The sequence below is a fragment of the Shewanella gaetbuli genome (genome assembly GCF_023284065.1).
In the GTDB taxonomy this organism is placed as follows: Bacteria; Pseudomonadota; Gammaproteobacteria; order Enterobacterales; family Shewanellaceae; genus Shewanella; species Shewanella gaetbuli.
In genome coordinates, this window is record NZ_JAKIKP010000017.1 from 1 (window position 1) to 20,779 (window position 20,779).

Below are 20,779 nucleotides of genomic sequence, written 5' to 3' on the forward strand. Positions count from 1 at the left end.
TCAATTAAAAGTTTTTTCGAACAATGTTCGACTCAATGAATTCTACTGTCATGCGCTAACTCTAGTTAAAGAGTTAACTTGTCAAGTATGAACATTCTAAATCCGAAGATTTAGCATTGAGATTTAAATTTTTGATGACTTCAAAAGAAGTCATTTCGAATAACTCAATACCTGTGAATGTCCACACAGATTACTTGATAGATTGTTAAAGAGCGTTGATGTTAATTTTTCAAACATCGCCATTTGACGCTTGGTCGTTGGCTTGGGCTGCGTATTTTACGCATTGAGTTGTTGGCGTCAAGTGTTTTTTCAAACTTATTTTCGCCGCCAATTTGAATGGTTATTTACTATTCAAACGGCCTGTCTGGCTTACCGCATACACCTTGTGTTTGCTGCTGTGCCGTGTCAGTGGATGCGCATTATAGGCAGATATAATTTTAGTGCAATACCTGATCACGATCTTTTTTTCTGACCGACGATCTTTTGTGCTGATCGCTGTTTTATTTCGCTTTCTTCGTCTGTTTTACATACAATACGACATTCAAAACGCTAATTTTTAATATTTAAGCTAATTTTAAGGTCGTTTTTTCTACAGCCTACTGGTTAATTTGCGTAATATTCATTAACATATAGCGGTTTTTTAACAGTTATTTTTCAATTTATTATTATTAGAGATCATTTTATGCAGAAATCATTCGTGATTGTTCTTATTGCCGCACTTGTTGGTGCTTTTATTTTCTTTCAATTTGTTAATGCTGCTGCTTCTGTAGCATTTATTGCTGGAATTGTTACCGCTACACTTATTTTTACTTTCTTACCTGCTGGCTCTGCCAATGCTTCAAATGAACCTTATGTGGGTCCAACAATGACTTTATATGTAGGTAACTTGCCTTACCGTGTTCATGAAGGTGAAGTTAAAGAGCTATTTGGTGAATATGGTCCCGTTAACTCTGTACGTTTAGTGCGTGACCGTAAGACTGGTCGCCGTAAAGGTTTTGGTTTTGTTGAGATGTCTGAAGCCGGAGCTCAAAAAGCGATGGGCAAATTAAATGACTACATTTTCCAAGAACGTACCCTAAAAGTAAGAGAAGCTAAATCACAGGAATCTGATCCTGCTGAATCTGCTAACTAACAGCACGTTTAATTAAGCATTTAGTCGGTTATGAGTTTCATTGTAGTAAAACCATAATCGACTAAGGCTTTATTTAGCCCTTCTGCAATCTTCTTTGTAAAACTCACATCCAGTTTACTATTCAAATACTCTTCCTTTGTAATTAATGAGCTAACCCTATTTGCAATTGCTTCTCCGGAATCTAGTAACTGCACATTCTTGCCTATAATCGAGCTAATATGTTGTGCAATGATAGGGAAATGAGTACAACCGAGCACCAGTACATCAATATCCGTCAATGTAATAGGCCGTAATACCTTTTCTAGTTTACCTAGATCAATCTCACCACTGGCAATATATTCTTCAGCCATCAGAACTAGCTCAGATGATCCAAATAACTCAACAGTGCAGTCGTTAGCAAAGTTGTTTATTAGCACTTGGGTATAGTCTCTTGCGACGGTTCCTGGTGTAGCTAATAAACCAATATGTTTGTTTATTGATTTAGCGGCAGCAGGCTTAATTGCAGGAACGACTCCAACAATTGGTACTGATAGTCGCTGTCTAAGCTTTGGCAATACTAATGTGCTGGCCGTATTACACGCCACAACAATGACAGAGGGCTTGATTACATCAGCTTGTTGCATGATTAACTCGACGCAACCAGTGACTAATTCATGCTCGCTCAAATTTCCATATGGCATACGAGCATTATCAAATAAGTAGTGATAATGGTTATTAGGTAATTGTTTACGAATTTCTGTAAGGACTGATAAGCCACCTATTCCGGAGTCGAAAACTAAAATTGGCCCTGTCAAAGTGGTCTCCTACTTATATACATTGGATATCTGCGCTATTTGTTATAAAATTTGCGCCCTTTTTTATTGCCTTTGGTGGAGAAAATGAATTTAGCAGCCATGGACCCAAAAAACTATGATGCACAACTTGAGCAAAAGCGTATTAAGCTTGAGCATGCCTTTGCTGAGTTTACCCCACCAGCATTAGAAGTATTTAACTCTGATCCAGCGCATTACCGAATGAGAGCGGAATTTAGAATGTGGCATGATGGTGATGACTTATATTACTACATGTTTGACAAAGAGCTGAATGCAAAAGTACGTTGTGATCAATATTTGCCTGCAGGTGAATTAATAAATCAAATGATGGCTGCATTAATTGTTGAATTAAAGCCTAACCCCGCTTTACGCCATAAACTGTTCCAAATCGACTTTTTATCAACATTAAGTGGCGAGATTTTAGTGTCACTTCTATATCACCGTCAATTAGACGATGAGTGGCAACAACACGCAACTCAATTAAAAGCCAAGTTATCAGCTCAGTTTAATGTCAACTTTATTGGTAGAGCCAGAAAGCAAAAAATTGATTTAGACAAAGATTTTGTCACTGAAACCCTAACGGTCAATGACAAACAGCTGCATTACAAACAAATTGAAAATAGCTTCACCCAGCCGAATGCTAAAGTATCTGTAAAAATGTTGGAATGGGCCATTGACGCCACTAAAGACAGCACAGGTGATTTATTAGAACTTTATTGCGGTAATGGCAATTTCTCTATTGCGTTGGCGCAAAATTTCAATCGCGTACTAGCGACAGAATTAGCTAAGCCATCGGTTGATGCTGCTCAATATAATATTGAAATCAATAAGGTCAATAACCTGCAAATTATTCGTATGTCTGCAGAAGATTTTAGTGATGCGATGGCTAAAAAGCGTACCTATCGTCGATTAGAGGGAATTGATCTTGATAGTTATGACTGTAATACCATTTTTGTTGACCCTCCTAGAGCGGGCATTGATGATGAAACATTAAAGTTGGTGCAAAAATATGACCGAATTCTGTATATTTCATGTAATCCAAATACCTTGAAAGACAATTTAAACGTTTTATCGAGTACCCATAAGATTAGTCGTTTTGCGTTGTTTGATCAGTTCCCTTACACCGACCATATGGAGTCTGGTGTATTATTAGAGCGCAAGTAACTAAAAGCGGCATAGTCAATGGTCGCTAAAAACAATGGGCAGATATAATATCTGCCCATTTTTATGCGTAGCGCAAGCATTTAACCTGATTAACCAATTCGATTAACTGCCCATTTTCTGTTCCATCTTTTGCTGAAGTGCTTCCGCTCCAGTGGCAACCATTCGTAAATGCAATACTAATTGATCGGCTAACTGTTTACGGTCACTACGCTTTAAGTCTAAAGCACTCGCCCCTGCATTAAATACTAAGGTCACTAACGCCTCCGCTTGAGCCCTAGCTAAAACAGGGTGTCTATTTGCATGCGCTTCAGTGTAATGAGCAAGTTCAGAGATAAAGTGTTCAATCTCTCGCTCTACTGCGGCACGAAATGCAGCAGAGGTTCCTGAACGCTCATGCAATAAAATACGAAATACGTTAGGGTTCGACTCCATCACTTCCATAAAAGTATCTACCGAGATACGAATAACGCTGCCACCCGCTTCAGCGCGTTGACGGCCTTTACGCATCATTTGTCTTAATGTTAGTCCACCTTCGTCAACCATGGTTAAGCCTAGTTCATTCATATCTTTAAAATGACGATAAAATGAGGTTGGTGCAATACCTGCTTCTCTGGCTACCTCGCGTAAGCTTAAGCTGGAAAAACTACGCTCTGCACTTAATTGATTAAACGCAGCATCTACTAAAGCGCGGCGAGTCTTTTCTTTTTGTTGTGCTCTTACACCCATTGATTAACCCGATCAGTCAATATTAATGAACAGATCATACCCCTTTTAATTAAAAAACACAGCCCTATTGAACTTGACCAAAATGCTATCACAAGCTAAATTAGCTTACACATGTACTCTGAAACGTTTTTATTTAAACACTTCAAGCTAGTAGGAATTCAGCTAAATGAAAAAACCCCCAATTATTTGGTTAAACACCTTATTGTTTGCCTTAACCTTTATTGGTGCCATTGTTTTAGTACCCTGGCGTGGCATTGTTCACGGATTTGATGGGGTTGAATGGCTAGCATTTATTGTTTTAGCTTATGCAAGTGGTTTATCAATTACCGCGGGTTATCACCGTTTATGGTCTCATAAGGCATATAAAGCACATCCTGTTATGAGAGTTTTATTTGCTCTTGGCGGTGCGCTGGCCTTACAAAATAGTGCATTACATTGGTGTAGTGACCATAGGGTGCATCATAAACATGTTGATAATAATGATAAAGATCCATATTCGGCCAAAATGGGCTTTTGGTATAGTCACATAGGCTGGATGTTAAGAGAGTATCAAGCAAGCCGCTATAGTGATTACACCAATGTTCGTGACTTACAAAATGATCCCATTGTCATGTGGCAACATAAGCATTATTTAGCATTAGTCGTGTTAATGAATATTGGCCTACCTGCATTTTTAGGTTGGTTAAACGGCGATATTATTTCTATGGTACTCATTGCAGGTTTATTACGCTTGGTTGTTGTGCACCATTGCACCTTCTTCATCAATTCATTGGCACATATTTGGGGAAAACAACCGTACACTAATAAGAACACTGCCCGTGATAACGCCTTTTTAGCTTTGTTAACTTACGGAGAGGGTTATCACAACTTCCATCATATTTTTGAAAATGATTATCGCAACGGTATTAAATGGTGGGACTATGATCCAACTAAATGGCTAATCAAAGGCATGAGCCTTACCGGACTCGCTTCGGACTTACGCAAAGTACCTCAAGAACGCATTGAGGCGGCAAAATTACAAATGCAGCTTCTTCGTGTACAAAATAAGGTGGCGCATTTGCCCAACTGTGACGAAATTATTGAAAAGTGCCAAGCTGAATATGATGTCATGAAGCAGCATTTGATGGATTATTATCAAGCCAAGAAAAGCTTAATAGAAGCTAAAAGAAAGCAGCTAGTTGATGCTCATTTAACGGAACAAGTAAAAGAATTACGCTTACGCTTTTTAGAACAACAACGTCAGTGGAAGAGTTTAACCGCAGCTTATGCTTAAACTAAGTTAGCCTCTAAGCGAAGTTAATAGCCTAGTGAACATTAAAAAACGCCACGCATTTGCGTGGCGTTTTTTATATCAAATCTCGTATAAAGCAGGTTATTTACCCAGTAAAACATTCCACGGTAAATTTTCAGTACCAACAACAATAAAGTTCGGGTTTTCTAAGGTATCGCGCTCATTGTAGGTTAAGGGGTGTAAATCAATATCAATTAATGCACCGCCAGCCTCTTCAACAATAATTTGTGCTGCGCCAGTATCCCATTCCCCTGTGGGTCCTAAACGCACATAGCAGTCAGCTTGTCCTTCTGCAACTAGACAGCTTTTCAGTGCTGCTCCACCTAATATCACTAATTCACAATCTTTCGAATCTGTGAATAGATTCAATACTTTTTGTGGGTCTTGGCGGCGACTTACGGCAATACGTAAATGACTTTGCTCACTTTCAGCAAGTTGCGTACTGGTAATACGGGTTTCTTGAATGCCATCGCGTTTATAAGCGCCTGAACCCGCAATTGCGTAATAACAGACTTCGCTCATTGGTGCATAAACAATTCCCATAATTGGGCGGTTATGCTGAACCAAAGCAATAATAACTGAGAAATCACCGCTACCCGCAATAAACTCACCGGTGCCATCTAAAGGATCAACCAACCAATAGGTCGACCACGTTTCTCTTACAGACAGAGGAATATCGGCGTCTTCTTCACTTAGAATAGGAATATCAGGGGTAAGTTTGGCAAGTTTTGCGCAAATGATTTCATGGGCCGCTATATCAGCAGAGGTCACTGGAGTATTATCAGATTTAATTTCACGCTCAAAATCGCCTTGTTCGTAAATTTTGCGAATGGCGACACCCGCTTCTATGGCGATATTTATGGCTTGTTCGATAACGGCATCTGGCTTCATTACAACTCCAATAACTGGAAATAAGCTTACTTTGTATCTTTATGTCTCAATAACACTTTAATTTATTTTAGCTGAAGAATAAAACAAATGATCTATTGTTCTAAAAATTGTATAGCTAAAAATAATGCGCTCACACTTCGAGACTCAGAAAAGTCGACATCAGATAATAATGCTTGCCAATTCTCTAATGCCCAAGGGATCACTTCAATCGGTTCAGGTTCATCACCTTCAAGCTCACTGGCATAAAGTTGCTCAGCGATAAAGATATCCATTTTACTTGAAAAGTAACCTGGGGCTAATGATAAGGTTTTAAGGTGTGTGAGTTTGTGACTGGCAAAGCCAATTTCTTCTTGCAGTTCACGATTGGCAGCTTCTACAGCCTCTTCACCGGGGTCAATTAATCCCTTTGGAAAACCGAGTTCGTAATTGTCGGTTCCTGCGGCATATTCTTTCGCTAATAGAAGCTGCCCATTATGCACAGGTACTACCATAACAGCACCACGACTTCCGCCTTTCATTCTTTCATATTGACGTTCAACACCATTAGAAAACCTAAGGTTGACTTGCTCAATTTGAAACAACCGACTTTTAGCAACTGTTTCTGTATGCAAGATCTCTGGCTTGCTGTGTCGCTGTGTCATTAAAACCTCATGTGACGAATATAAAAGGACAAGTTACAATCTTACTACCCTATTTATAATCTACAACCGGAATTTTAATGTTTCCTTGGCATAAGATAGATACCGTCTTATTGGATATGGATGGCACCCTTTTAGACTTACACTTTGACAATCATTTTTGGTTGAATCTGGTTCCCCAACAATTAAGTCACCAAAAACAAATTAGCGTTGCAGAAGCGCAACAATTAGTCGAACAAGCTTATAGTAAGGTCGAAGGAAAACTTGAGTGGTATTGCATTGATTATTGGCAACAACAATTAGGGTTAGATTTGCTCACCCTTCACTATTCGTTAGTTGAGCGCATTCAAATGCGCCAAGATAGCATGCCATTTTTACAGGCATTAAAATCACATAATAAACAGCGTATTTTATTGACCAATGCTCACCCTAAAAGCTTAGCATTAAAGCTAGAGCATACTGAGCTGGGCGCGGGGTTAGACGCGATGTTATCTAGCCATCAACTAGGTTACCCTAAAGAGCACCCGCTATTTTGGCAAAAAGCCATTGAGAAATTTAATCTAAATCCTAGCAGGTGTTTATTTATTGATGATAACGAAGTGATCCTCCAAGCTTCAAAGCAAGCAGGAATAGGGTTTCAATTAGGTATCAACAACCCTGATAGCCAAAAACCACATAAGACTTTCTATGACTTTCCCGCCATTGATGATTATCATCACTTACTCGATGAATTAACCCGCAGCCGGTGAGTGAATTAGCGGAACAATAGGCACCGATACAAAGATAAAAAAGGAGCGATATTCGCTCCTTTTTTACATACCTGGATTTTACATACTCGGACTTTACATACCGGGTATTTTACCTTGGTAGTTAATGGGGTAATACCCTTGGCTATCTTGCTTACCTAAAAACGATAACGCTTTTTGCAAATCTTGTGGCTGAGTATTTACCGGCTTAATTTTTGCGCTCACTTTAACAGTGTTGTTTTCACTTAGCGTTATGGTGCCCTGTAAACCCAATTGATTCGCTTGCTCATCAGTAGTAAGTACCACCTGACCATCAAGGCAGCTTAATCCTAAGGAAATATCACCCAGTGGGTATTCACCAAACTGGTTTTTTACATGGGTGGCATTTAAAAATAACTTACCTTCTAATTGCTCACACCAAGGTTGACCTTGCTCAAGCTGGCTGACCATTAAACTAACATCGCCATTCACTTCTGTTCTAAATGGCAGTCTTGCTCCACCAAGAAGAAACTGATTCGGGGCATCAAAGCGTAAATTATCTGCATATAAGCCTGAAAATGAATAGCTGATATAGCCTTTACTATTCACTGGCGTGGCTCGTGTGCCAATTTGATAATCGACATTTGCTTTACCTAATAATAACCCCCACGGACTCAGTGACCAACTTACATGTTCTAGTTGGCGTTGATCAATTTTGACCAGTTCCGCTTTGCCTTGCCATAACGTCCCATCTACGCCAGAAATTTGAATATTATTGGGTAATGGTGCAATGCTCACTAGCCAATTTGCAGGTAAATACACAATTAAGAAGATCACATACAAAATAATTGCAATACCAATTTTTACAAATAACTTCACAAATATTCCTTACTGAGAAAGCTGAATGCGTCGAACATTAACAAAACCGACGGTGTCAGATTCTGACAAATCGACACTTTCTAACGTTAACCCTTTTTGCACAACAAGATCATGTAAATAGCTTAATAATGCATCAAAAGGCACATCATCCATCCAAAGCTGAATTTTATTACCTTGAGGTTGCATGCGGGTAATTTCTAACGAATACTGGCCCGCTGTTTGATTTACGATTGAACTTAAACTACCTCTGGCTTTAGGCGCAGAGCCTGAACTCTTTAATCCGGCAATTTTGTTTGCTGTTGTTTTAACATAACTTAATGTTTGTTGCGCTGAATTGTAGTTACGCTCAGCCTCTTCCTGTGCCGCCGATATAGGCGACCAGATCCCCCAGTAAAGTATGCCAATAACCACAAATATGCCACAAGAACCCACCAGTTGCTGCTCTCTGAACTGTAACCCTTGCCACCAAATACGTAAGTTTTCCATATTATTTGCTCCTCAACGTTAAGGTGCTGGTTACATTATCTTCATTACTGTTCATTGCCCCGCCATCTAATTGATAATCTTTGGCAACCAACTCTTTAAACTTATCTAGTTGCTCATAATTATCTGCGACAACTTGCATACGTAATTCATTTCTATTGGCATCAAAACGAATACTTGTGGGTTTCAATTGTGGAACTTGTTGGAACGAGGTTTTCAATGTGTCTAACATTTCAAAAAATGCGGCACCACCACCTTGCCCTTGCAAGCTACGTAAATGGCTGTCCATTTGTGAGCGGATATTCACAATACGATTTACACCTGGCGTAACCGATTTGAAAATCGATTCACTTTGAGCGCTAAGTGCTGCTGTTTGCTTGTTAAGTTGTGAAATACTCAAACCTTTATTCACCAACGCCAACACAATCACAACCGCAAATACAATGGCAGCATTACGCCACAACATCAGATGCTTGCTGTACTCGCGCTTAGGCTTATATAAGCCTGATAATAAATTGACTGGTGCATTTAATATACCTTTTGCCAATACCATCATAGGTAAATCTAGCGGCTTTGAGGTCAGAATAAGATCATCAGTTTCAATTTGAATATCATCGCTATAACACGCAACATCAATAGCTTGCTGCTCATCTTGTTGTTCATCTTGTTGCTCAAGCTGTGAGTCAGCCACTAACTTAGGTAAGGCTAAATCAGCCCATGTTTTGGGTAAACTTAGCCCTGCTCCATTGCCGGTTCTGAGTAAGAATTCATCCCCAAAACTCATTATTGCCCAACGCGCTTCTTCAAGTGGTAACGCTAAGCAGTCTGGCACCATACACTTAGGTTTTAGCCCTGCATCAGTTAGCCACGCCAACCATTGTTGCATTTGCTCATGCTCAACCGCGATGACATTGACATTTTCGCCTTGACGAGTCCCCACCACAAAATGCATATCATCAATATCGCTGGCGATGGACTCTTCTAACATAAAGGGCAAGGCTTTTAATGCTTGGCGTTGGTTGCTTTCAGGCACCGCAATTTGCGTTAAGGTCATGCTAGCGGCAGGGACTAACACATCAACAGGTCGATTGCCGGCTCGCTCTGATAAACTGGCAAGACTTTGTGCATCAGGTAATTCACCTGATGCGATAATTTCTTGCTCCTGCTCTGACCATACCAGCCACGAACATGAGTGCTCTGACGTTTTCCCTAATCGGATAAATAGCCTTTCAGACACTGTTTTTCTCCACCAATCTCAGCGCAACGAGCATTGAGTTTGTTATTATTGTTGTCCACCGTATTGACGAGTGATCACATCTAAATTGTTACCACTGCGTTTTAATACGCTGTCCATTCTAAATATTGCATTATCGACTTTGGCACCAGATCGTAATAAAAAGTAGTTACTGGTAATCACAAAGCTAGATTTTAAGTTGGCCTCAGCAGTAATACTTCTTACTGATGAATTTTCCCAAAACTCTTCAATTGATTCAAAACCATCTGCAGGCCGCTGATTTATAATACTTTCAGCATCTGATATAGAAATTTGGTTATCCAACATTCCCACCATTAATGCTGCCTGCTCCACTTCGATGGTATTGACGTTTAATAATTGTCGGGTTTCACCCGGAATCGCACAAACATAAGGCAATAATGCCAAATAAATTTCTTGGTTAAAGCCTAACACTGCGCGTAATTCACTTCGATGTTGCATCAGTGTATTCGCGGCACGATAAGGTATTTTACGCGACTCATACTCTGCATCTTCAGCGCCATATGGGCTAGAAATCGAGTCTTCATCAATATAGTCTTTCAAAGTATGCGTGAGTCGTTCGGCGCTAAACTCATCCATACCGAGTGCGATTAGAAGCCCTTGAAACTGCTTAGCCGCTAAGGTCATTTTAGGTTGACCATTTTCGACCTCTTTGGACTCTTCTCCTACCGCATTCACATTAAAGCACGTGCGCATATCTGATATTTCACCGGCAATTTCACCACCATCAACCGGAAATATCACATCTGCAAGTGCCCAATATTGTTGACGGTGAACAATATTACCGTCGGCATCTTCAAAATCTTGCTTTAACACTTTCATAGCAAGCTCTTCGCCTGAAAGCGCAAACCAATAGGCTTGATCATATTGTGCTAAATTCAGCGTTCGGCGCATCGATAATTGATTGCGGTTAGTAATATTAGTGGCGATGATCACCACCACAGCAACAATCAAAATGACCACAATCATGGCCACACCTTGTTGTTTACGCGGCCCCATTAGTTATTACCACCTGTGGCACTATTACCGTTGCCGGTATTCTCATTTTCGTCTTCACTACCGTCTTCGCTTTCATTACCATTGCCGTTATTACCGCTATTTTGGTCGTCAGAAGTTGGTGCTGATGCGCCTTTAGGCAGTAAAAACTGTCGTTGGATCTTACCTAATCCTTCAAGTTCAATTTCTATAGCTATGCCTCTTGGCATAGTAGAACCATCGGTTTTGCGTTCCCATTTATCATTAATATAAAACGAATACTCAACCGAAATAACATTTTCAATAATTAAGGTTTTTAAGGGTTCCTCACCGGTTACAGGTTCTGGATACGGATAATACCAGCGCTCCAAACGTCCTTCCTGAACCACGTAAGCCACTGACTGAATGCTTCCTCTAGGTAAAATACCGTCAGGGTTTAACCACCCCAAACGATAAAAAATCAGTGCTTCAGTTTCTGAATCGAGTAAGTCATCACCAGTTTGAAAATAATTACTGCTGCGCTCACCGTCAAACCCACGAAAAGTGCGCGCAACCATTTGCCCTAAGTCACGCTCAATGGCACCAAAACCTTGTTGCAACGCTTTCAATCGAACCGAAAAAGCTTTAGTGGCTTCGTCATTTTTCATTACCGTCGATAGTACTGAATTGGCCGCCAGACCTATCATGGCAAAAATCGCAATGGCCACTAGCATCTCTAGTAGCGTGAAGCCGCTATTGGCTTTAGTTGCGTTTGTGAACATAACTACTCACTTGGGCAACAATATTTTTAAAGCGTTCATCTTTGCTGACGCTAATACGTATCATTCTAAAATTGTCATCAGTGGTTTTAATCACCTCTTGCCGCCAAAACCAATCTTCACCAGCAAATTCAACTTCACCGTCTTTATTACCCAGCTCAGGAAAAGCTTCAGGTAACCTAGCTTCCACCATACGATTGCTGGCTAGCCATTGTCCTAACGTGCGCTCTTCTAATATGGGCATATTAGTCATTTGCTCGCCCAAGCTCTTAGTGACAGAAACCGCGGCAATAGAAAAAACGGCTAATGCCACAATCACTTCGAGTAAGGTCATGCCTTTTGCGTTATTCATCGATAAAACCTAATGATAAACGCCCAATGGCGTCACCCACCACCACAACATCTATAGGAGTACGATTCTCGTTTACGGTCATAAAGGTCAACTCAAATGGCGTCACTTCACCACTGGGAAATAGCAAAATTTGCGGCTCTGGATTTTTGCGTTTCTCTTCTTCCGTTTTTTCATCAATGAAAGGCTCATCAAACCAAGAGTCTTGATCTTCGTCTTCTTGGTCTAACGGCATTCCATCAAGGAGCAAATCGAGTTTTATTCCCGGCTCTAATTCATGTACGGCCAAATGTTTGTCGTCTTCAATAGTCACCCATTTACCGTCCTCATAGGCCACAAATTGGTATTGGGTGTCTTCCACCACAATGCCAATAAACTGGCCACTTAACACGGTTTCATCAAGCACTAACTCAGCTGCGGCAATAAAGCGTTTAGCTTGTTTATTCAAGGTTTGCTCTGGCCCTGCACTGCTCATAGAAATGGTTACTGCTGATGCAGCAAGCCCCATAAGCAATGCAACCAGCAAGACTTCTAATAAAGTAAAACCTGCTTGACAGTGTTTATTCATGGTTTATTGGAAATCTTGTAGATTCCAGTTACCAATATCATCTTCAGTACCTGGTTGGCCATCTGGGCCTGCGGTAAAGATGTCTAATCGACTGTTTTCACCCGGGCTTAATAATAAATAGTCATTGCGCCATGGGTCTTGTGGTAAACGTTTTACGTAGCCACCGTCACGGTAATTACGAGGCTCAGGTGAAGACGATGGCTTTTGGACCAAGGCTTCTAAACCTTGTTCTGTTGTTGGGTATACGCCGTTGTCTAATCGATACATATCAAGCGCATTTTCTAATGCCACAATGTCAGAAACAGCTTTCTGTTGATCGGCCTTATCTTTGTTGCCCATTAAGTTAGGTACGACCATAGAAGCCAAAATACCTAAAATCACAATAACCACCATGACTTCTAGTAAGGTAAAACCACGTTGTTTATTTTGTTTTTGCATTAAATACTTCCTCTAAAAACAAGATTGATGTTTGGGTGTAGTAATGGGATTGCCGATATCGATGGGCGAATCGTCATTAACCACTGATTAAATTATTTAACTCTAAAATTGGTTGTAAAATTGCCATCACGATAAACAGCACAACACCCGCCATGCTCACAACAAGTAACGGCTCAAATACACCCAGGGCAATATTAACGTTTGATTCAAATTCACGGTCTTGGTTATCGGCCGCACGCTCTAACATATCTTCCAACTGGCCACTTTTCTCACCCGAGGCAATCATGTAAAGCATCATGGCAGGGAACAACTTGGTATTGGTTAATGCGGCGCCTAAACTGGTACCTTCTCGAACTCTAGCGGTGGCCTCATCAACAGCGGCACGCACCTTTACGTTTTGTAGCACTTCACTTGAAATTTTCATTCCATCTAATAATGGTACTGAGCTGGCTGATAAAATACTTAACGTTCGCGCAAATCGAGCGGTATTGATACTTTTACTCACATTGCCAACCACGGGCATTTGCAGTAGCAGCGTGTCATATTTCATCCGAACTGAAGGGGTTTTAAGTAGACGCTTGAAAACCACAATTAACCCAAAAATCACCCCTAAAACAATAAAACCATAGTGTTGCACAAAGTCTGAAGCAACAATTAGAAATTGAGTTGTGCCCGGTAGCTCTTGCCCCATATGTTCAAACTGGCCAACCACTTTAGGCACAACGGCGGCTAACAGTACGGCAATAACCGATATTGCCACTGTGGTAAGTACTGCGGGGTAAATCATGGCTTGGGTCAATTTTGACTTCAGCTGTTGGCGGCGTTCGGTGTAATCTGCTAAACGATTTAATACCACTTCTAAATGGCCAGACTTTTCGCCCGACGCCACCATAGCGCGATATAAGTCATCAAAAACATGGGGGAATTCAGCCATCGAATCAGCAAGGCTATAGCCTTCAACGACCCGAGAGCGAACCGCCATCACCATATTACCCAAACGAGCTTTTTCAGACTGTTGACCAACCGCTTTTAGCGCTTCTTCAATGGGTAATCCGGCGGCAACCAAAGTGGCAATTTGGCGAGTAATAAGCGCAAGCTCAGCAACTGAAATACGCTTTTTAAATAAGTTAGCCAAACTGAAGCCGCCACGTTGTGCGCGGGCTTCCTTTTCACTCACTTGTTGTATTTCAATCGGCATTAACCGTTGCTCGCGCAACTGGCTACGGGCATGACGTGCTGAGTCAGCTTCAATCACGCCTTTTTGTTGTTTGCCTTTGGTATCAAGGGCTTTGTATTCAAACGCTGCCATTGATTATTCCTCGCGTGTCACACGTAATACTTCTTCTAATGTGGTCACGCCTGCAAGTACTTTGCTCATCCCATCATGACGAATACTTGGAATAGTTTTGCGGACATACTTTTCAATGGCTAACTCACCACGACCACCATGGATCAATTCACGTACGTTGTCATCAACTACTAATAGCTCATGAATACCTGTTCGGCCTTTATAGCCGTTATGACCACAAGCTTTACAGCCTACAGCACGATATATTTGCGTGGTGTCGTTGACGGTAATACCTAACAACTCACGTTCTCTGTCATCCGGCTCATGGGCTTCTTTACAGCTTGGGCAAAGTGTACGAATGAGTCGCTGTGCTAATACGCCTAGCAAACTTGATGAGACTAAGAAAGGCTCAACGCCCATATCTTGTAAACGTGTAATTGCACCAGATGCGGTATTGGTATGCAAAGTAGAAATCACTAAGTGACCGGTTAACGAGGCTTGAACCGCAATTTGTGCTGTTTCTAAGTCACGGATTTCACCAATCATGACTACGTCAGGGTCTTGACGTAAAATGGCACGTAAGCCACGGGCAAAGGTCATATCAACTTTGGTGTTCACCTGCGTTTGACCAATACCTTCAAGTTCGTACTCAATAGGATCTTCTACGGTAAGAATATTGGTATCTTTTGAATTAATTTCAGTTAAGCCGGCATATAGGGTGGTACTTTTACCTGAACCTGTCGGGCCAGTAACCAAGATAATTCCATGAGGTTTTCGAATAAGCTGCTCGAATGTCTCCTGAATACTTGGTGTCATACCTAATTGCAGTAAATCTAAGTTACCGGTGTTTTTGTCAAGCAAACGCATTACCACGCGCTCACCATGACTTGACGGCATGGTCGATACACGCACATCAACAGCACGACCCGCAATACGCAGTGAAATACGACCGTCTTGAGGTACACGTTTTTCAGCAATATCCAATCGTGCCATAACCTTAATACGCGAAACTAACAAAGACGATAGCTTACGATTGGGTTTAAGAACTTCTTTTAACACGCCATCAATTCTGAAACGGACAACTAATTGTTTTTCGTAGGTTTCAACGTGAATATCTGACGCTTCTTCTTTAATCGCTTCTGACAATAAGGCATTAATTAACTTAATAATAGGTGCGTCATCATCACCTTCTAACAGATCCTCTGTTTGAGGAAGCTCTTCAGCCAAGGTAAACAAGTCCATTTCATTACCAATATCTTCCATCAGCTGCTGCGCCTCTGATGAATTTGCTTGGTAAGCTTGGGTTAATTTAGCCTCAAAAGCAGCGGGTTCTAATTTAAATAACGGTAAATCTTGGCCGGTATAACGTCGAGCCTCTAACATTGCCGCCAGCGGTGTCGTATCGGTATAAAACAACGCAAGCTGGTCATCTTGCATCGCTAATACTAGCTGGTAGCGGTGTGAAAAAGTAAAAGGCAGGCGCTCTTTACTGTTGGAGTGGAAAACTTCATCGCCTTCCACTTCCATCGCCAACTCTTGTGATACCTGCGTTAAAGGTTCAGCGGTTAAATCAGTCATCGGTATTCTCGCTTACTTCCGCACCTTGACGATCTTTTTCTTTGCTTTCGCTAATGGTTTTTAAGGTTGAATCAGTTTCACGCATTTGTGTTTCTAATCCTTTACCACTTTTGTAACGCTCTAATACGGCATTTACAGAGTCTGGAACGTATTCGTCTTGGTTCCACTCTTCAAGTACAGGGACTTGCGTATTAGGCATTAAGTTAACACCACGCTCTTGCTGTTCAATCTGCAATGCACGGAAGTAGTTATACTTTCTACCCGCAATACCTTCCATTGTTATACCGTCACGAATAATGGTCGGCTTGATAAATACCATCAGGTTTTTCTTTTTCTTACCGCTTGAAGACGACTTGAATAAATGACCAATAATCGGAATATCACCTAAGAAAGGTACTTTTTGGACACTTTCTTGTACTTCTTCGTTAATTAATCCACCTAGTACCACAATCTGGCCTGAGTCGGCCATCACGGTAGTGGTTAAACGACGCGTTGCAAAAGTAACGTCAACACCGGTTTTACCATTAATACCTGATACTTCTTGTTCGATGGTTAATTTAACCGACGTACCTTCGTTAATTTGTGGCACAACTTTTAATTTAACACCCACTTCTTTACGTTCAACGGTTTGGAACGGGTTGCTGTTACCATTACTTGAGTTTTGGCTACCGGTTAAAATAGGGACTTCGTCACCCACAATAAACGAGGCTTCTTGGTTATCTAGGGTGGTAATAGAAGGTGTTGCAAGTACGTTTGAGTTGGTGTCAGAGGAAACCGCTTGTATAAGCGCACCAAAGTCGCCCATTGCCACGCCCCATGCCATACCGTTTACTTTACCTAGCGCTTGAGCCAGTAAGGTAATGTCACCACGAGTATCAGGGTTTTCGGTACAAATAGTGCCATCACAGACCTTCGAACCTTCTTCACCCTGGGCATTCCAAATACCCGCACCAATTTCGCCAATCGTTGGACCTAAGTTATTAAACTGGGTACCACCACCGGCTTCTGTTGCCCACTGGATACCAAAGCCAACATCATCGCCTTCTGAAACTTCTACAATAATCGCTTCAACTAATACTTGAGCACGACGAATATCTAATTGGTTTATCACGCTTTCAATGGTGCGTAGTTGATCTGGCTCAGCGCTGATCACAAGGGCATTAGTGTCGGTATGCGCCATAATGTTAATTTCATTACGACGTTTGCCACCACTACTTTGCTGGCCAGACTCTTGACCGCCTTCTAGACGCTCAGCAAAACCGGTTAGCACTTCCACTAAATCTTCTGCGTTAGCGTAACGTAAATATCTTACTTTGGTGTTACCCGTATTGGCTTGCTCAGCATCTAAACGCTTAATTAATTCAACAACGCGTTGGCGGCTTTTTTCATCACCACTAACCACAACAGCATTAATACGTTCATCTGCCACCACCTTAGGGGCTTGCCCTGGAAGCTGTGCCTGATTTGCACTTGAGCGATAAAGGGTGTCAATAATACGAACAATTTCACCCGCTGAAGCAAACTCTAACGACACCACTTGTACTGCTGTATCGCCCTGTTTATCGACTCGGCGAACAATATCAACTAGCTTGTTCACTACTGCCGCACGACCTGAAATCATCAATACGTTAGATGGATCGTAGTTCACGACGTTACCGCCACCAGCGTTATCATTTAATTGACGTAATAGCGGGGCAAGTTGCTTAGCTTCAGTGTTATAAAGTGCCACAATGCGGGTCACCATTTCGTCACCTAACCCTGGGGTAGAGTCGTCAGCAACGCGAATAGCCGCCGTTTTTGCATCTTTATCTTTAATGACTTTAATGACGTTGTTTTCCATTTCAACAACGGCATAACCATAAACTTGTAATACGTTTAAAAAGAATTGGTAGTATTGCTCATCATTCAATAAGTCATAACTACGAACATTAATTTTTCCACGAACAGTTGGATCAACAATAATGGTTCTATTGAGGTTTTTACCGACAATATTAATGAACTCTTGAATATCTGTGCCTTTAAAGTTGGCAGCATATTGTTCCGACCAAGCACCATATGAGGCAAGCATGGCAGCACTTGCCAGCATACCCGCAATAATCTTGTGTCGAAGCCCTTTGTTATTCATTATTTTATTTCCCCTAATGCCACTTCATTATTCTGGCAAGCTAAACATGATTTCGACTAATTGACCTTCACGCTCAACCATGACTGACATCTCGGTCAGTTCTTGTAATTGGCCCATAACCTCTAGAGCTTGACTCATATCAGTCAGGTCATATCCGTTAATTGATTTGGCTAAATCACTGGGTTGAAATCCAGCACTTTTAAATAGTTTCGCGTCTTTACCTGGGTTGAGTCTATATCCTGATAACTCACCTTCACTTTGAACCGGTGAAATCGCAATAAAATCGGTAATCTTACTTGGGTCAGACAACAGTTCCTCACGAGAGTTTGCTAACTCATTAGAAAACTCAGTATTTCGCATATCGACTTTCTTCACTTTGCGATTAGATTTTGCCTGCTGTAACTGCTGATTCGCCTGACTTTCTGTGGTGTATTTGAGTCCATCTAACATTAATGTTTCATAGCGGCCCGAGTTAGTGATAATAATTCGGTCGGCATAGACTTCTTTTAATGATGCTGAAGTCCCTTTGATTTTATCCCCTAGACTATAGGTTTCTTGACTACCGCTTGACTCGATAATCGCCAACCCTTTTTGTTGCGCGGTTGAAGCAACAACACCCGTCAGCTGAATTGATAAATTAGTTTTTGGCGCATCAGTAATTTGCGCCACTTCTTCGACTTTAGGTTTTGTTGACGCCTCGCTATCAACTTTACCGAATAAGAATAGATCGCGCACAGCATCAAGTTCCACTCGTTTAGACGTGGATGCTGTTACTGGGGAAGGTTGCCATCTGACTTGATCTTCAGATGTTGGCATTAACTTCCATGTAATTTGTGCTGCAAGTAAAAGAGCAACAGTTAGGCCACTCCAAAAAACAACACTACTCACTTGTTTATGAGGAACCACTGCCGCTTTGGCAATCAGTTTATCTAGTAAATCCATAGGTTTTGGACCCTCTATACCTCTTCGGTACAGGCCTCTGTTTTATGTTGTTAATTTAGCATTTGCTACTCATGCTAACCTACACTGCAATTTGCAACAAGCCCACAGCAGATCAATTGGCGAAATACAGTTAAATATGCTAACTTTGCGCGCTTAAAAAGGCTGTGAGGGCTGCCACCTTTTATCACTATACTTTTTAGGTATGACGATAAAATGACTCAGCTTGTGAACTTAGTCGTGTTTTGGAGGCAAGTTGAAAGACACTAAACTTGATAAAATGACGGTTAGACTCGATAAATGGCTTTGGGCGGCTCGTTTTTACAAAACTCGCGCACTGGCAAAAGACATGATCAATGGTGGCAAAGTGCATTATAACGGCCAACGTACCAAATCAAGCAAAAATGCTGAAGTTGGTGCTAAAATTAGATTACGCCAAGGTCATGATGACAAAGAAGTCGTTATTGTAAAATTATCTGAGCAACGCCAAGGCGCAGCTATTGCCCAAACACTATATCAAGAGACCGAGCAAAGCATCACTAAACGTGAGTTCAACGCAGAAGCTAGGCGATTAAATATCCTCAACAATCCGGCTCCAGATAATAAACCGGATAAAAAACAACGTAGACAAATACTGCGTTTTAAAGATTTATAAATATCGAACACATGCCAATTCGATTAATACAAGAGATACGATATGACTCACGATATATTACACCGCTACTTATTCGATAACGCTGACGTGCGTGGTGAAGTGGTTCAGCTTCAAGATGCTTACCAGCAAATATTAGCGGCTAATGACTACCCTAAAGCTATCCAGCATTTATTGGGTGAGTTAATGGCGGCAACATCATTGTTAACCGCAACCATTAAGTTCACTGGTGATATTAGCATTCAATTACAAGGTGATGGCCCTGTATCACTGGCAGTCATTAATGGTAATAACCAACAAGAATTACGCGGTGTTTCTCGCTGGAATGGCGACATCAAAGACGACGCAAGCCTACAAGAATTAATGGGTAAAGGATATATGGTCATTACCCTTACCCCTGATGAAGGCGAACGTTATCAAGGTATTGTGTCATTAGAACATGCTAATCTTGCTGCTTGTTTAGAAGAGTACTTTAATCAGTCAGAACAGTTACCGACCCAAATTCAGCTGTTTGCAAATGGCCAACAAGCTGCGGGTATGTTGTTACAGGTTCTGCCGTCAGAGTCTGATGAAAACGAACAGTACGAACATTTATCAACGCTTACAGCAACGATTAAGCCTGAAGAGTTATACACTCTAGCGGCAGAAGAAGTATTACATCGTTTATATCATCAAGAAGAAGTTAGACTATTTGACCCTGTTGATGTCACCTTTAAATGTACTTGTTCTCGTGAACGCAGCGCAGGGGCAATCCGCACTATTGACCAACAAGAAGTTGAGCAAATTTTAGCGGAAGAAGGCAAAATAGAAATGGGTTGTGAATATTGCTCTGCAGTTTATACCTTTGACGGTATCGATATTGCGTCTATTTACGCAGGAAGCCCAGCTTCAGATTCTCAGCAATAACCACCAAAGTGATCACCTACCCTGAATAATTTTCAATAAAAAGGCGCTTAACGCGCCTTTTTTACGTCTAAAATAAACAAAAATAGCAACAAACCGCAAAAACTTTCAAAAAAATTACCAAACTGTTCGTATCATGAGTGCAACTTACGTTACAATCTAGTGACTGAAGGCACACAGGCATGACCAATA

General features: G+C 41.2%; 22 protein-coding genes. 6 read left to right on the plus strand and 16 right to left on the minus strand.

Annotated features, from left to right (window positions below; genetic code table 11):
* Positions 1–682 precede the first annotated feature (682 nt).
* Complete coding sequence (locus tag L2672_RS16045) at positions 683–1,132, plus strand: RNA recognition motif domain-containing protein (protein ID WP_248996859.1); 450 nt, start codon at positions 683–685, stop codon at positions 1,130–1,132.
* Between the two features lie 20 nt (positions 1,133–1,152).
* On the opposite strand, the gene murI is transcribed toward L2672_RS16045, so the two are convergent.
* Positions 1,153–1,926: a glutamate racemase gene (gene murI, locus L2672_RS16050; RefSeq protein WP_248996860.1), complete on the minus strand. Its 774-nt coding sequence runs from the start codon at positions 1,924–1,926 to the stop codon at positions 1,153–1,155.
* Positions 1,927–2,010: 84 nt separating this feature from the next.
* Between murI and trmA the strand changes: the two genes are divergently transcribed.
* A complete protein-coding gene (gene trmA / locus L2672_RS16055; RefSeq protein ID WP_248996861.1) occupies positions 2,011–3,108 on the plus strand; it encodes a tRNA (uridine(54)-C5)-methyltransferase TrmA in 1,098 nt (365 codons plus the stop codon).
* A gap of 102 nt (positions 3,109–3,210) precedes the next feature.
* On the opposite strand, the gene fabR is transcribed toward trmA, so the two are convergent.
* Positions 3,211–3,834 (minus strand): HTH-type transcriptional repressor FabR, encoded by a 624-nt coding sequence (fabR, locus tag L2672_RS16060; RefSeq protein WP_248996862.1) that lies wholly within the window; start codon positions 3,832–3,834, stop codon positions 3,211–3,213.
* A 166-nt stretch (positions 3,835–4,000) separates the two neighbouring features.
* On the opposite strand from fabR, the gene L2672_RS16065 reads away from it, so the two are divergent.
* On the plus strand, positions 4,001–5,107 hold the full coding sequence (locus L2672_RS16065) for a fatty acid desaturase (protein ID WP_248996863.1): 1,107 nt from the start codon (positions 4,001–4,003) through the stop codon (positions 5,105–5,107).
* 99 nt (positions 5,108–5,206) lie between these two features.
* Here L2672_RS16065 and cysQ read toward each other — a convergent pair whose 3' ends face one another.
* Both cysQ and nudE read right to left on the minus strand, forming a co-directional pair.
* Positions 5,207–6,016 (minus strand): 3'(2'),5'-bisphosphate nucleotidase CysQ, encoded by an 810-nt coding sequence (gene cysQ / locus L2672_RS16070; protein ID WP_248996864.1) that lies wholly within the window; start codon positions 6,014–6,016, stop codon positions 5,207–5,209.
* Between the two features lie 92 nt (positions 6,017–6,108).
* Positions 6,109–6,657: an ADP compounds hydrolase NudE gene (gene nudE, locus L2672_RS16075; protein ID WP_248996865.1), complete on the minus strand. Its 549-nt coding sequence runs from the start codon at positions 6,655–6,657 to the stop codon at positions 6,109–6,111.
* Between the two features lie 77 nt (positions 6,658–6,734).
* On the opposite strand from nudE, the gene yrfG reads away from it, so the two are divergent.
* On the plus strand, positions 6,735–7,403 hold the full coding sequence (gene yrfG / locus L2672_RS16080) for a GMP/IMP nucleotidase (RefSeq protein ID WP_248996866.1): 669 nt from the start codon (positions 6,735–6,737) through the stop codon (positions 7,401–7,403).
* A gap of 93 nt (positions 7,404–7,496) precedes the next feature.
* On the opposite strand, the gene L2672_RS16085 is transcribed toward yrfG, so the two are convergent.
* The 12 genes from L2672_RS16085 to gspC all read right to left on the minus strand — a co-directional run bounded on the left by L2672_RS16085 (position 7,497) and on the right by gspC (position 19,035).
* Positions 7,497–8,258: a type II secretion system protein N gene (locus tag L2672_RS16085; protein WP_248996867.1), complete on the minus strand. Its 762-nt coding sequence runs from the start codon at positions 8,256–8,258 to the stop codon at positions 7,497–7,499.
* A 9-nt stretch (positions 8,259–8,267) separates the two neighbouring features.
* Positions 8,268–8,744, minus strand: coding sequence for a type II secretion system protein M (locus tag L2672_RS16090; protein ID WP_248996868.1), 477 nt, complete (start codon positions 8,742–8,744; stop codon positions 8,268–8,270).
* 1 nt (position 8,745) lies between these two features.
* Positions 8,746–9,978, minus strand: coding sequence for a type II secretion system protein GspL (gene gspL / locus L2672_RS16095; RefSeq protein ID WP_248996869.1), 1,233 nt, complete (start codon positions 9,976–9,978; stop codon positions 8,746–8,748).
* A gap of 45 nt (positions 9,979–10,023) precedes the next feature.
* A complete protein-coding gene (gspK, locus tag L2672_RS16100; protein WP_248996870.1) occupies positions 10,024–11,013 on the minus strand; it encodes a type II secretion system minor pseudopilin GspK in 990 nt (329 codons plus the stop codon).
* Entirely contained in the window at positions 11,013–11,750 is a 738-nt protein-coding gene (gene gspJ / locus L2672_RS16105) for a type II secretion system minor pseudopilin GspJ (RefSeq protein WP_248996871.1), read from the minus strand. The genes gspK and gspJ overlap by 1 nt, the downstream gene beginning before the upstream one ends.
* A complete protein-coding gene (gspI, locus tag L2672_RS16110) occupies positions 11,731–12,099 on the minus strand; it encodes a type II secretion system minor pseudopilin GspI (RefSeq protein WP_248996872.1) in 369 nt (122 codons plus the stop codon). The genes gspJ and gspI overlap by 20 nt, the downstream gene beginning before the upstream one ends.
* Entirely contained in the window at positions 12,092–12,664 is a 573-nt protein-coding gene (gene gspH / locus L2672_RS16115) for a type II secretion system minor pseudopilin GspH (protein ID WP_248996873.1), read from the minus strand. Before gspH ends, gspI begins: the two co-directional genes overlap by 8 nt.
* A 3-nt stretch (positions 12,665–12,667) precedes the next feature.
* Positions 12,668–13,102 (minus strand): type II secretion system major pseudopilin GspG, encoded by a 435-nt coding sequence (gspG, locus tag L2672_RS16120; RefSeq protein WP_248996874.1) that lies wholly within the window; start codon positions 13,100–13,102, stop codon positions 12,668–12,670.
* A 76-nt stretch (positions 13,103–13,178) separates the two neighbouring features.
* On the minus strand, positions 13,179–14,411 hold the full coding sequence (gspF, locus tag L2672_RS16125) for a type II secretion system inner membrane protein GspF (RefSeq protein ID WP_248996875.1): 1,233 nt from the start codon (positions 14,409–14,411) through the stop codon (positions 13,179–13,181).
* A 3-nt stretch (positions 14,412–14,414) separates the two neighbouring features.
* Positions 14,415–15,968 carry a type II secretion system ATPase GspE gene (gene gspE / locus L2672_RS16130; RefSeq protein ID WP_248996876.1) on the minus strand — a complete coding sequence of 518 codons (1,554 nt, stop codon included), beginning with the start codon at positions 15,966–15,968 and terminating at the stop codon, positions 14,415–14,417.
* The gene (gene gspD / locus L2672_RS16135; RefSeq protein WP_248996877.1) at positions 15,961–18,093 is read right to left on the minus strand and encodes a type II secretion system secretin GspD; all 2,133 of its coding nucleotides are present in this window, start codon (positions 18,091–18,093) and stop codon (positions 15,961–15,963) included. Before gspD ends, gspE begins: the two co-directional genes overlap by 8 nt.
* Positions 18,094–18,120: 27 nt before the next feature.
* Positions 18,121–19,035: a type II secretion system protein GspC gene (gene gspC / locus L2672_RS16140; protein WP_248996878.1), complete on the minus strand. Its 915-nt coding sequence runs from the start codon at positions 19,033–19,035 to the stop codon at positions 18,121–18,123.
* Positions 19,036–19,312: 277 nt separating this feature from the next.
* Between gspC and hslR the strand changes: the two genes are divergently transcribed.
* Both hslR and hslO read left to right on the plus strand, forming a co-directional pair.
* On the plus strand, positions 19,313–19,687 hold the full coding sequence (gene hslR, locus L2672_RS16145; RefSeq protein WP_248996939.1) for a ribosome-associated heat shock protein Hsp15: 375 nt from the start codon (positions 19,313–19,315) through the stop codon (positions 19,685–19,687).
* A gap of 42 nt (positions 19,688–19,729) precedes the next feature.
* Positions 19,730–20,590 (plus strand): Hsp33 family molecular chaperone HslO, encoded by an 861-nt coding sequence (hslO, locus tag L2672_RS16150; protein WP_248996879.1) that lies wholly within the window; start codon positions 19,730–19,732, stop codon positions 20,588–20,590.
* Positions 20,591–20,779 lie beyond the last annotated feature (189 nt).